Source organism: Blautia sp. RTP21359st1_E11_RTP21359_211015, from assembly GCF_040910705.1.
Taxonomy (GTDB): domain Bacteria; phylum Bacillota; class Clostridia; order Lachnospirales; family Lachnospiraceae; genus Blautia_A; species Blautia_A fusiformis.
Genome location: NZ_JBDGAB010000021.1, coordinates 18,473 through 31,376 on the forward strand (window position 1 = coordinate 18,473; position 12,904 = coordinate 31,376).

General features: G+C 39.9%; 10 protein-coding genes and 1 pseudogene. 2 read left to right on the forward strand and 9 right to left on the reverse strand.

The window, feature by feature from the left end:
- Positions 1-263: 263 nt before the first annotated feature.
- From AB5026_RS09195 to AB5026_RS09215, 5 genes and pseudogenes are all read right to left on the reverse strand, one after another.
- Positions 264-959 (reverse strand): DUF6198 family protein, encoded by a 696-nt coding sequence (locus tag AB5026_RS09195; protein ID WP_118608972.1) that lies wholly within the window; start codon positions 957-959, stop codon positions 264-266.
- Between the two features lie 156 nt (positions 960-1,115).
- Positions 1,116-1,947: pseudogene (locus AB5026_RS09200) on the reverse strand (hypothetical protein).
- Between the two features lie 328 nt (positions 1,948-2,275).
- Positions 2,276-3,010: an ABC transporter permease gene (locus AB5026_RS09205; RefSeq protein WP_118608971.1), complete on the reverse strand. Its 735-nt coding sequence runs from the start codon at positions 3,008-3,010 to the stop codon at positions 2,276-2,278.
- A 3-nt stretch (positions 3,011-3,013) separates the two neighbouring features.
- Complete coding sequence (locus tag AB5026_RS09210; RefSeq protein ID WP_118608970.1) at positions 3,014-3,766, reverse strand: ABC transporter permease; 753 nt, start codon at positions 3,764-3,766, stop codon at positions 3,014-3,016.
- Between the two features lies 1 nt (position 3,767).
- Complete coding sequence (locus tag AB5026_RS09215) at positions 3,768-4,697, reverse strand: ABC transporter ATP-binding protein (protein WP_118608969.1); 930 nt, start codon at positions 4,695-4,697, stop codon at positions 3,768-3,770.
- Between the two features lie 334 nt (positions 4,698-5,031).
- Between AB5026_RS09215 and AB5026_RS09220 the strand changes: the two genes are divergently transcribed.
- Both AB5026_RS09220 and AB5026_RS09225 read left to right on the forward strand, forming a co-directional pair.
- Positions 5,032-5,745 carry a response regulator transcription factor gene (locus tag AB5026_RS09220; RefSeq protein ID WP_118608968.1) on the forward strand — a complete coding sequence of 238 codons (714 nt, stop codon included), beginning with the start codon at positions 5,032-5,034 and terminating at the stop codon, positions 5,743-5,745.
- 1 nt (position 5,746) lies between these two features.
- Entirely contained in the window at positions 5,747-7,135 is a 1,389-nt protein-coding gene (locus AB5026_RS09225; RefSeq protein ID WP_368213168.1) for a sensor histidine kinase, read from the forward strand.
- A 44-nt stretch (positions 7,136-7,179) separates the two neighbouring features.
- On the opposite strand, the gene AB5026_RS09230 is transcribed toward AB5026_RS09225, so the two are convergent.
- The 4 genes from AB5026_RS09230 to tuf form a co-directional block, all read right to left on the reverse strand.
- Positions 7,180-8,625 carry an ATP-binding protein gene (locus AB5026_RS09230; protein ID WP_118608966.1) on the reverse strand — a complete coding sequence of 482 codons (1,446 nt, stop codon included), beginning with the start codon at positions 8,623-8,625 and terminating at the stop codon, positions 7,180-7,182.
- Between the two features lie 263 nt (positions 8,626-8,888).
- Positions 8,889-10,355, reverse strand: coding sequence for a HEPN domain-containing protein (locus AB5026_RS09235; RefSeq protein WP_118608965.1), 1,467 nt, complete (start codon positions 10,353-10,355; stop codon positions 8,889-8,891).
- A gap of 201 nt (positions 10,356-10,556) precedes the next feature.
- The gene (locus AB5026_RS09240) at positions 10,557-11,255 is read right to left on the reverse strand and encodes a hypothetical protein (RefSeq protein WP_118608964.1); all 699 of its coding nucleotides are present in this window, start codon (positions 11,253-11,255) and stop codon (positions 10,557-10,559) included.
- Positions 11,256-11,589: 334 nt separating this feature from the next.
- Entirely contained in the window at positions 11,590-12,783 is a 1,194-nt protein-coding gene (tuf, locus tag AB5026_RS09245; RefSeq protein WP_015526359.1) for an elongation factor Tu, read from the reverse strand.
- Positions 12,784-12,904: the final 121 nt, after the last annotated feature.

The window sequence follows — 12,904 nt, forward strand, 5'->3', positions numbered from 1 at the left end:
ACGTGGTGTAAAGTCGAGAGGGTTTTGGTGATTTTCACAAAAAAATATATAATTCGAGCAATTTTGTGGGCGGATATAGCTAAATCCAGCGGATTTTGGGCCATAAAACATTGAAATATCTGAAATGGGTGTTTATTTGCGCTCAATAATGAGATGCTTATATATAAAAAAAGTCTGAATTCCATCTTACGTTTCTTTTACGTAAGCTGAAGTTCAGACTTTTTTTCGGTTTTATTTTTCTATTAACATAAGCATCCCGCTTATCAGGCTGTTTTCTTTGTCAGAAAAGATACAAATCTCACATGACGATCCAGCTCATCCCCTATTAATCCGATCACTTTTCCCATAGTAAAAGCCGCAAGGATCGTACCGATCCCAAGTCCGTCCAGATGACCAAAGATAATGCCTGTCATAAGTCCGGTTACTGCAAGACAGGTAACATCAAAGCTGACCTTAATTTGGGAATATTTGAATTTCGTGATATCCGAAAGTTCTCTCGGAAACAGATCGGTTGGGATGATCGGCAGACCGCACCGGTTGGAAAGAGCAATTCCAAAACAGATCAGAAGATAGCTGATCACAAAATAAAGCACTCTGAATCCCATTGCCGTCGGCAGTATATTGATCTCCGATTCATAGAGATCCAGCATCTCGCTGAATGCAAATCCCACAACAAAACTGAACAAATATGGTACCACAAATTTTTTCCGCATGATCATCAGTGATAAGATCAGAAGTCCCTGAAAAATATACGTCCAGGTTCCAAGTGTAACATGTGGAAATACTTCCGAAAAAGCATAAGGCACACTTGATATCGCTGAAATGCCCGACCCGGAATAAAGCATAAGCACTACTCCCAGGCTGTTGATCAGGATCACGATTACCAGCGCCAGTTCTCCTCTGATCACCGGTAATTTTCTGTTACTTTGTAAATGACTGTCCTCCGCTGCTCCAGACATTTTAAAAAGCCTCCATTCTTTATGTGAAATATTTGATTATTTTTCTCATATAATTTAAGACTTTTTTTCAGGAAAGTCAATGAGCCGGCAACAAATGCGGATAAAATATCTACATTCGCCACCGGCTCATATATTATTTTGCATAAAAAATATTTTTTATTTCTTCAGATAAAATTCCATGTATACAGGATCGTGATCGGAATAGGAATATCCGGTATTTACATTTTCATATTTTGTACATTCCACATTATCTGAAATAATAAATCCGTCCAGCGTCACGGTATACGTCTCACCGGGTACATATTCCATATCTGCGTTGCGGGCACTGTTCCAGAGATCTTTTTTTTCATCTTCGGACAGCTGATCCAGACAAAAGGAAAAATGCTCCGGGAGTTCTGACCGCGGAAATGGGTAGGCCCAGGATTCAGGTTCTGCTTCCTCTGAATCGTCAGTATCTGCCTGCGTATCGCTGCTTTCGTTGGCTTCATCTGATTCTTTCGATTCTGCAGATTGCGTATCCGCAGCCTTCAGATCATGGTTGAAATCCCCACCGCAGATCACATAATTCCCAGCCTCATACTCTTTCTGCATATCTTCACTGAGCATCCGGATCTGGCCTTCCCGGATAGCATCGCTGTTTCCGTAAGCAGACATATGCAGTTCAAAGATCACCAGTTCTTTTCCGTTATCCACCGGCACCCTTGATCGTTTCCTTTACACTGTCCTTGCTTTTCGCCCAGGAGGATTTTTCGCCATCCATAAAGAAGCTGAAATCCGGGGTGTAGGCACCAAAACCGATATTATATGTAAGTGCGGAGTATTTTTCCCCGGTTGTAATGGCATCACCTAATGATGTGTTGTCTGAAATTGTCTCAACCTGCAGTTCCTGGTTGTCCTCGATGCGGTGGTAGCTGGCATAAAGATAGATAATGTACACCGCCAGGATCAGCACGATCGCAAGAATGATAATGCCGATCACTTTCAGGATTTTTCTTTGCTTTTGTGTTCATGGTTCACCTGCTTTCTTTATATCTGTTAATAACTCTTTTAACATATTTTTCCAATAAGCGGATAAAATCATCCGCATTCGCTGCTTGCTCATAACCGAATAACTTTTCCGCAGTTTATATAAAAAATATGTACGCCTAAGCCATTGCTTATATTTCTTCACAATTGTAGCAGTAACCCTTCCTAGTTCGGTTAATTTCCCAGATTTCTATAATTGTAACATGGTTGCATAGCCGGTGCATCAGAAAAAACAAAAAGCCCCGAAATTTTTATAATCTCGAGACTTTTTGCAATCCTGACGCACATCCTCACGCCCGTACATCCTTCTTCTTCAAGATCCACCCGGCCAGTACAAACAACACCATCAGCCACAAAACACAGCTCAGAACAAACAGTCCATAACCGCCGCTTAGCACATCCTCTTTTTTATTCGCATTCATCCCAGCCTGCATCAGACAATACGGCCAGGCCAGTGCAAAACCTTTCGATCCTGCAAACATGCCGGTAACACCTCCCACCAATCCCAGAAAGATCGGCACTGCGAAGCTTCGGATCATCATAGCAAGAACCAACTGTGCAGCAATAACAGCCAGCGCTCCCACAGCTCCTCTCAGAAGAAAAAATGGCAGTCTCATTGATGGCCAGCCTGACAGATGTGCGAAGATTTTTCCACAAAATACATACAGTACAAATACAAATATATGTGTAAGCAGAGCCAGTTTTGCCACCACCGCAAATTTCGCTATGAACAGGTCCAGCGGCTTTACCGGACTTGCCATGATCAGATTCCAATTATGCCCAAGATGTTCCAGCCGCCACAGATATGCTGCATAGGCCGCAACCATGGCTGGAAAGAAAAACATGGAATAAAACAACGTATGCTGTGTCCACAGACTGTACCATCCGTCCTTGAGGATTTCCAGATTCTGCAAATAATTGAAAGTTCCATATCCGGCAGAGATCACCGGCAGGAGAAAAAACATCGCCCAGATCGGGGACGCGTGAAGTTTCCGGTTTTCTGCTGCAATGCATCGTTTTAACATCTTCTACACCTCCTGTTTCTGCACTTTTCGCCATGCCACATAAAACAACACGGCTCCCAGCACAACGGTAAAGATCAGCAGGCCCCAGTTAAATGGCCGTGTACCATAAGTAACCATATGAGTAATTTTATCCCAGTTTGCCACTTCGTAAGCCCCCAGCGGAACAAAATATCCCCACGGCACAAAGTAACTAACAATCTGCGGCATAAATGCAGAAAACAGTCCCACCAATGCACCCACAATTCCAACGCAAAGCGCCAGCACCGGATTCCCAGATATTAATATAAGAAGAAATTCCAAGAAAAAAAGCATCAGGTTCACTGCCAGGATACACACTGTCATATAAAGAAACTGGTCTACAGGAAATACTTCCGTATATCCATGGATTTTTCCAAGAAAAACTACGCTTCCCATTTCCAGAGTTGTTATCAACAGAATCTCCAGGATTCCGAACAATGCTTTCCCCATAAATAAATTTCTGCGGCTTTGCAGCGTATAAAGCAGTTTCGTGGTATTTCCCTTAACCTCCATATCCCACAACCGGCTGGACAGCAATGACATCATGACGGGCAAAATGATCGTATTGATAACAGGAACGCTGTAAAATAATGCGCTGTATCCATTAGCCAGTTCCTCCGGACTGGACGGTGACAGGCCGCCTACCCAGATTATCATAAGCACCGGCACCAACAGACAAAGCAGAAGGTCGTGCCTGTGGCGGGCTTTCTTAAGTTCTACCTGAAATGCTTTGGTCATGTCACGCCACCTCCCCACGATCCTGCGTCAGACTGAGGAAAATTTCCTCCAGATTTTTTGTCTGGGAAGTTACTCCCACAACTCCCGCGCCACTTTGCGCCAGAACGCTGACAAGGGCTGCCAGAACCTGGTCAGAAAGAGGTGGCAGTTGTAAAACGTCTGGCTGGTGCTCTGCTGTAACTGCCTTGATTCCCTGCTTCTGCAAAATAGTGATGCTTCTTTGGACGTCAAGAACACGAAGCAGAATACCACCCCGGCTGTGCTTCTGAAGTTCCTTCAGAGAGCCTTCAAAGAGCATTTTTCCATGATGATTTAAGATTCCGATCTGTGTGACCATCTGCTCGATCTCCCCCAATAGATGACTGGAGATCATGACAGTCGCTCCCGTTCTCTCCGACATGGAAGCAATCAGACTTCGCATTTCCTGAATTCCTGCCGGATCAAGACCGTTGGTTGGTTCATCCAGGATCAGAAGTTTTGGCTTTCCAAGTAGTGCCATTGCAATACCAAGACGCTGTTTCATGCCAAGAGAATACTGACCGACTTTCCGGTTTGCATCAGAAGTCAGATCAACCACTTCCAATACCCGGTCAATGTCTTTGTGGGTGATTCCTTTCAGGTCTGCAATAATAGAGAGATTTTCCCGTGCTGTGAGATGCAGATATCCGGATGGAGACTCGATCAGGCTTCCTGTCTGTTTCAATAATGTTATACGATTTTCCTGATCCATGGTTTTTCCAAGCAACTGAACGCTTCCACTGGTAGGATGCGCCAGACCAAGAAGCATCTTCATAGTGGTAGATTTCCCTGCACCGTTCGGTCCCAGAAAGCCATACACACAGCCCTGTGGAACTGAGAGATTCAGATGGTCTACGACTATTCGGCCATTGTAACTTTTACAGAGATTGTGAGTTTCAATAACAGATTTCATAATGTTCACTCCTGTTTTTTGATTGTTTTTGTTTTTTGGAATGAATTTAGTTTATATCTGTTGCCTTAATCTCAGTTGTTGCTTAGCTTAAATTTGGCTTAAGTTTTTGTGGGATAGATAGTATTAATCATAAAGTATGTTATAGTAAAACCAGTACATATTAAAGCAACATGACTGGATATTCTCAATCTACATTCACTACGTAGTTCTTATCAGACAACCATTTTGAGCTTATCAGGAAGATTTTGTACTCCTCCTGGTATATCCGCTTGCCAATACGCAGTTTTTCTTTAACTTGCATTTTATTCCACCAGGAAAGACGAGGGCCACAACAATGAACACTATATATGAAACTCAAATTTTAATCGTAGATGACAACCAAGACCTTCTCCATCTGCTCTGTGAACAGCTATCCGGCGCAGGCTACCAGCATATCCAAACTGCCACAAATTGTGCAACCGCAAAAGCTGCTTTCCTGAATGAACAGCCTCAGCTGATGATCCTGGATATCAACCTGCCGGACGGCGATGGCTTTTCCTTATTTCGAACTTTGCGGGCTAAAGCTGATACTCCGGCATTATTTCTTTCCGCCCGTGATGCAGACGCAGACCGTTTATTCGGACTTGGTCTGGGTGCAGACGATTACCTTACCAAACCATTTCTGATACAGGAGCTCCTCCTTCGTGTCCAGCATATTCTTCAGCGTTCTTACCGCACAGAACTCTCTTCCGCCCAAATGATAACGCTGAAACTTGGCGACCGAAGTGTAAATCTCAATGATGCTCTTGTTTTTTTACCGGACGGAAGCCGCACTGCGTTGACCGCCACGGAGCTTTCTCTGCTGCGTAAACTGACAGAAAACCGCGGCCATATTGTAACTTACGACGCGCTTTGCTCCGCTGTCTGGGGCGCCGATTATTATGGCTATGAAAACAGCCTTGGCGTACATATCCGACACCTGCGCCAGAAGCTGGAAGAAAACCCCAGCCAGCCTCATTATCTCATCACAGTACGTGGCATTGGCTACAAACTGGCAAAGGAGGTCTGACATGAAAACTTTTATCCGCCTGATCCGGCGCTATGTACTGACTGCTATAGCTGTTGTTCTACTGTTTTTATTTCTTGGAACCGGGATGATCGTCTGGATCAGCTGGCGGGAAGGTAGCCGTCTGCCACAACAGGAATATACCGCCAGCAAAATCGCTGATTCCATGGCGGAAAACAAGAACGGGCTTAGCTTTGGTTCTGCTCATACTCCTCAAGAGTGGATGGATGGTTACTCCTGGGCTATGGTAATTGATGATTATGGTTATGTGAAATGGAATTATCTGCTGCCTGACAAATTAAACCACCACTATACTTCCGGTGATATTGCAAGTTTCGCCCGCTGGTACCTGGATGATTATCCCGTATTCTGCAGGAAGGAAAGTTATGGACTGTTTGTGATCGGTCTTCCAAAAGGAAGTCTCTGGAAATACAGTCTTTATAATTCTCCGGAAGTCCTACGCGATATAGCCCATAACGTTCCTATGATGTTTCTGAGCTTGCTGCTTTTGGGACTGATCTTCTGTCTCTGGCTTGGATGGCGCGGGACAAAACGCTTGAAAATTGTGGCAACGGGATTAGATTCCCTTGCAGAAGGACAGACAGTACAACTGCCAACGAACGGCTTCACCGGAGAACTGGCTGAAAAATTAAACCAGACCAGTGCGCAGCTGCAAAAAAGAAATGAAATGCTTACAAGACGTGATAATACAAGAACACAGTGGATCGCAGGTGTCAGTCACGATATCCGCACACCTCTGGCCCTGATCCTTGGATGTGGAGAACAGCTGGAGCATGATGTTGCGCTCCCTGATGCCGCCCGTCAGAAAGCTGCCGATATCCGCACCCAGTGCGAAAAATTACGCAGCCTGATTGATGATCTGAACCTGACCAGCAAGCTGGAATACGGCGCACAGCCTCTCAGAAAAGAAGCTTTTGCTGCCGGTCCATTATTCCGTAATCTGATCGCACAGTTTTATGACACCCCTCTGGCTGAAAACTGCGAAATTTCTCTGGTACAGTCCGATGCTGCTGAACACGCACAACTTTCCGCAGACCGCGCCCTTCTCAGTCGCCTGCTGGAAAATCTTCTGAATAACAGCATCCGGCATAATACTGATCTTATAGAAATTTCTGGTCTTGTGGAAATTTCTGTTCACACAGAGATAGAAATAGCAGAGAATCTTTTCCGCCTGACAGTAACAGATAACGGAAAAGGCTATCCTCCGGAAGTTCTCGCAACTCTTCATTCTGACGAAACACCCGATAATACACCGCACATTCTGGGGCTCCACGTCGTAGAACAGATTGCCACAGCCCACGGTGGAAAGACCCTCTTCTGCCAGAATGTCCCTGCTGGTGCGAAAGCGGTTGTGTGGCTGCCGGTGGAATAACATCCGTTGCCGCCACCAATACCAACATTATTTCTATATATTTTTCAATCAAACAGCTCCGTATAAAACAGCTGCTTAGGACTTTTAGGTTTATCTGGTATACTCATTTTTATTATTCCTTTATCAACTAAAGGCATTATATGCGTTTGAATTGCATAAGTAACAGAACTTAAACCTAAATAATTACATATTTCTTTTCTTGTTCGCGGCGTTTTACAAAAAAGAATTAATTCCCTATTTTCTACTGATTCAGGAATATTTTTTTCTTCTCCATATTTATACAGTTTTACAATAAAACAACCTCTTTCATCTAAAAATTCAGGTTGTGGTAAATTGTACTCCTGCATCGTTCTGCGAATTGTTGGAATTCCAGAATATCGATTTTCTGTAATTTTCATCACCTCTAATTCCGAGGCAATTACTGGATTTCTGGTATCTGGTTGCACTTTTCCCAACTGATCAATTCGTATTCTTCCATACAATCCACCTGGATTTTTGATTTCAATTCTATCCTCATACATTATTAATTGTATCGGCATGCCCTCTGTATGAATACTATAATCACGGTGTACTAAAGCATTTAATATTGCTTCTCTAATTGCTGTAATTGGGTAGTCCGTTCGATCCTCACGTTTTCCTGTCAAAGGATTAATAATGGTCTTCATTCGCATATTTCTACTTACAAACTTCATTGCTCCCTCAAGCATGTCCGATATATTTCCTTCTATTCTTTGATTATCTAAAAATCTCTCTCCTTGCTCACCGATTTCTCCCATCTCTTTTCCTGGAATAACTGTTGCAATAATACATAATTGAGGAAAATAAGCTTGGGGATATGGGCTAAAATTCATTACAGAACTTAATGTAATCCCATCATTCCGTTTTATACTCATCAACTCATAAATCTCATTGTCTGGTATAACTGCCAAGCGTGCTTTTCCTTTCTTCAATAATCCAATATATTCTGCTAATAGCACCTGATCCAATGAAGCAAATGAAGCCCTCTCAATTACCCTTATATCATCCTGATATTTTTTTCTATAAGCCTCATAACTATATACTTCATATTCTGTCATAGGCTCGTCACTGTCTCCTACACGTATAAACGAGCCCTTTACTCTTCCCCTTCCACGATAAAAAACCGGTCTATCTGAAATATCTGCACCAGGTATTTCAGCAGAAACAAAATATTTTCCATTTTTTTCTGCAACTGTAAGCTGTGGTCTAACAACTGGTTCCATCTGCAAACATTGCTCATTTATTTTCTTCTGGATATCTTGCGGATCATATACTCCCACTTCTTTAAAATTTTGCTTTTCATCCACACCAAAAATAATAATTCCTCCATCATCCTGATTGGAAAAACTAGACAATGAATCATACAAATGTTTGGGGCACCCTTGTTCTGCACTTTTTATCTCTAATGTAGGAGTTTCACACTTAAATTTCTGAATCAATTCTAATTTTTCAATTAATTCTTCGTTTGTCATTTTAGTTCCTCCATTTTTTTCATATTCTAACATTATATTTAAGTTTATTCAAGGAACTCAAATATTATTCAAGAAACTAAAATAGGAACTCAAATCATTTAGGTTCCTATTATATACTTATCTGCATTTATTTTCGAATTGCATAATATATCCATGCCAAATTTTTCTTATCTACTAGGATTTCATAATACTACTTCCCCTGCCTTGCAAAACCAGACTAATGTATTGTATGGTATGCACATAGTTCTTTTCCTGTTCTCATGCTATTTACTTTCTGAAAAAAGACGCATCGCATTATCAAACTCTCCGCATTGTAAAGTATCTTTTTCAATCTCAACTTTCATTATACTTTTCATCAACCAAGAACACATCCTATTAGTTTGTGATCTTTGTTTAATTTTCTCTGTATCGAGTCCCATATCCCTTAAGCTTATGATTCTATACAATTCCTTACACAGACTGGCAACATTCAATAAATCATCAAATTTCATTGTCACCGGTACTCTATTAGAAGAATGAGTATAAAAATTCCTATCATTCACAATATCATTTATAAGTTTTTCCTTTTCCCCTACAAATTTAGTTTTAGATATTTCTATAAAACAATTGCAACCTTTATATAAATAATCTTTCACCGCTTTTCTAAATGATATACCTGAATATCCAAGCCCCTTTTCAACCAATTCTTTTTCGTCTTCATTTTCAAGTTTACTCATTAATTCTTTCTTCTTTTCTTCAAATTCTTTAATTTCTTTTTCCTCATCTGTATATGCCTGAGTATACCCTTCAATCAATTGCATTGCAGCTAAAAATTTGTTTATTGTTACAATTTTCACATCTTCATCAAGTAGAATTCTTCCATACGCTTGCTGTGCATTATATATTTTTCTATAATTAGAGAACCAATACTTCATTGCTTGCTCTAAATTTTGAAAATCTGTTATCTTATATAAACTACTCCTTTTAAAAGATATAGAATCCATCGTATCATTTTTCAATACATTTAGCTTTTCTTTCGGAAAATTACAAATTCCTATAACTTCTACCATTTTATTACTTTCAGTACAATTTAAAGAATTAACAGTAACATTTTCTCCTGCCAATACCGAAAAAAAGTCCACTATTATATATAAATTTCTTTTTATCTCCTCCATATCTATAGCTGAATTAAACTTCCATATAATATAATGTGCAAATCCAATGGAAAAAGATTCTTTTCTATATTGATATCTCGGATAAACACAAAATGTTAATTCCCCGTTTTCTAACTGCACAACTTTATTTTCTATATTAATTGGTATATCAATTTTATGATAAAATAAAATATCCATATAATTTTTATTCATGTCATACGGGCATAAACCAATTAACTCATTTCCCTCCGTTATTTCAAAGCGAATCTCTTGAAATTTAGATGTATTTGTATAAGCCCTTTCACCCTTAAACAATATATCTGCCTGCAGTTCAAGTTTAAAATAATTATCCATTCCTCCTGACGCTGATTTGAAATTCAATCCAACTGCCGTTATCATTTCTCCTTCTTCTAATTCAATTACCAAATATTGGTTTATTTCTTCTCTCACCAAATTTACAATATCTCTTGAAACTCTGTAAAGCGTAATCATACCTTGATAAAATTTATTAATACTTATTTCTGCCCTACTATCCATTTCTACTTTATTTATATAAAGAAGCTTTCCTGAAAAGCCAGTTTTTGATTTTATACTCATATTACCCCTCTGTTATATAAACTCTCTAGCACCAAATATATTTAACAGCATTCTCTCCAAACAATATTAAATATTATAAATATTCTCTTCTTTACCTAGATTTTTAAATATACTTTTTTATTTTAGCATATTTTATAGAACAGAAAAACCCCGGAAATCTTACGGTTCCGAGGGTCTTCTTAATAATCATCTTTTTATTCTTCATTTTTTACGCCCAACTCTTCTACTGATCAATTTTTTATACTCTATCGAACTAACACGTATCCATTCCTGCTGCTCTCTACAATATTGAGAAATTATCATGCAATATGAATCAAATTCTTCTAACAGTTCCTTTCCTGTTCTATGATATTCAATAATGTAATCCTCTGTATTTTCTATTGCTGCTCTTTCCAAATATCCACAGCCTTTTAAATTCATTAATGTATCAAACAAGTCAACTTGAATTGTATATACAACTAAAATTTTTTGAATAGAATTTATTATTTCTTCTCTTATCTCATAATCCTTAGCCAAATCATTATTATAATTTTCCCTTAGTTTAAAACATGGTGTTATAACATATCGGTAAAGTTCCTGGCATAGTGCCTCATTCACTGCTGGAGCCTTTTTATACTCTGGTATGATAACCTGAAAAATAAAAAATATTTCTGCAGCAATTAAAGAAATAGCTATATTAAAAAGAAATTCTCCCACATCCCACAACCAATTTACAACATTGAAAGCACTAATTATTGAGCTGCATTTGAATATTAAATATATCACGCAATATAATATGGCTACTACTCCAACAATAAAAACCTTTCGATACATTTTTCCAAAATATATCAGAATATTTTCCTGTGGTCTTTTCACCATATAATCATCTCTTCCGCCACCTCTAAACTCTAGCTTTTTCATATTTTCTCTCCCTCAACAATCTTCATTATATCATCTGTCTTTTCGTAAAAGAAAGCTTTATTTTATGTAAATGATAGGAATCAAAATACCTTGACAAATGCAGGACATGAAACTTGAGATAATGTCATTAAAACGTATAATCTGACATAATCCTTAATCACATTTCTGCTTCATAGGTAAATCTACTCTCTCTATTATTGGATTTGCGAAAAATATTTATCCTTCCAACAGAAAAACCCGTAGAACCGAAGTTCTACGGGCATCTTACGCTTGGACACAATGTACCTAACGGTACGCAATATATATTAAATAAGGATGTTATACTAATTAACGATTACTCGATGATTGTAGCAACACGTCCTGATCCTACAGTACGTCCACCTTCACGGATAGCGAATGTAAGACCCTGGCTCATAGCGATCGGATGAATCAGCTCGATTGTCATCTCGATGTTATCTCCAGGCATGCACATCTCTGTTCCCTCTGGAAGGTTGCAAACACCTGTTACGTCTGTTGTTCTGAAATAGAACTGCGGACGATAGTTGTTGAAGAATGGTGTATGACGGCCACCCTCGTCTTTAGTCAGAACGTAAACCTGAGCTGTGAATTTTGTATGGCATGTAAGTGTTCCTGGTTTAGCAAGAACCTGTCCACGCTCGATCTCGTTTCTCTGAACACCACGAAGAAGTGCTCCGATGTTATCACCAGCCTGAGCCTCATCAAGAAGTTTACGGAACATCTCGATACCAGTTACAACAACTTTACGAGTCTCCTCTTTGATACCAACGATCTCAACTTCCTCAGATACGTGAAGAACACCAGCCTCAACTCTACCAGTTGCAACTGTACCACGTCCTGTGATGGAGAATACGTCCTCTACAGGCATTACGAACGGTTTATCTGTGTCACGCTGTGGGTCCGGAATGTACTCATCAACAGCATCCATAAGCTCCATGATCTTATCTCCCCATGGGCCAGCCGGATCCTCAAGAGCTTTAAGAGCAGAACCCTGGATAACCGGAATGTCATCTCCTGGGAAGTCATACTCGGAAAGAAGATCACGGATCTCCATCTCAACGAGCTCAAGAAGCTCCTCATCGTCTACCATATCACATTTGTTCATGAATACAACGATGTAAGGAACACCTACCTGACGGGAAAGAAGGATATGCTCTTTAGTCTGAGCCATAACACCGTCTGTAGCAGCAACAACAAGGATAGCACCATCCATCTGAGCTGCACCTGTGATCATGTTCTTAACGTAGTCAGCATGTCCTGGGCAGTCAACGTGTGCGTAATGTCTACGCTCTGTCTGATACTCAACATGAGCTGTAGAAATTGTGATACCACGCTCTCTTTCCTCTGGAGCTTTATCGATATCCTCAAAGTTCTCTACTACGTTTCCTGGAACTCTCTCTGCAAGAACTTTAGTGATAGCTGCTGTTAATGTTGTTTTACCATGGTCAACGTGTCCGATGGTACCAATGTTACAATGCGGTTTTGTTCTCTCAAACTTAGCCTTTGCCATTTTAAAATGTCCTCCTTAAAACTTGGCTCTATCAAAATTAGAGCATTTTTTCAGATTTAAACTTGCTAACCTTGATTATATTGCAAACCAAGGTTATTTGCAAGCATTTTATTTATTTATA

Excerpts from the sequence above, each read along its gene's own strand:
- AB5026_RS09230 (WP_118608966.1), bottom strand. The coding sequence starts at position 8,625 with ATGACAAACGAAGAATTAATTGAAAAATTAGAATTGATTCAGAAATTT.
- AB5026_RS09240 (WP_118608964.1), bottom strand. The coding sequence starts at position 11,255 with ATGAAAAAGCTAGAGTTTAGAGGTGGCGGAAGAGATGATTATATGGTG.
- AB5026_RS09220 (WP_118608968.1), top strand. The coding sequence starts at position 5,032 with ATGAACACTATATATGAAACTCAAATTTTAATCGTAGATGACAACCAA.
- AB5026_RS09225 (WP_368213168.1), top strand. The coding sequence starts at position 5,747 with ATGAAAACTTTTATCCGCCTGATCCGGCGCTATGTACTGACTGCTATA.
- AB5026_RS09215 (WP_118608969.1), bottom strand. The coding sequence starts at position 4,697 with ATGAAATCTGTTATTGAAACTCACAATCTCTGTAAAAGTTACAATGGC.
- AB5026_RS09205 (WP_118608971.1), bottom strand. The coding sequence starts at position 3,010 with ATGTTAAAACGATGCATTGCAGCAGAAAACCGGAAACTTCACGCGTCC.
- tuf (WP_015526359.1), bottom strand. The coding sequence starts at position 12,783 with ATGGCAAAGGCTAAGTTTGAGAGAACAAAACCGCATTGTAACATTGGT.
- AB5026_RS09210 (WP_118608970.1), bottom strand. The coding sequence starts at position 3,766 with ATGACCAAAGCATTTCAGGTAGAACTTAAGAAAGCCCGCCACAGGCAC.
- AB5026_RS09195 (WP_118608972.1), bottom strand. The coding sequence starts at position 959 with ATGTCTGGAGCAGCGGAGGACAGTCATTTACAAAGTAACAGAAAATTA.
- AB5026_RS09235 (WP_118608965.1), bottom strand. The coding sequence starts at position 10,355 with ATGAGTATAAAATCAAAAACTGGCTTTTCAGGAAAGCTTCTTTATATA.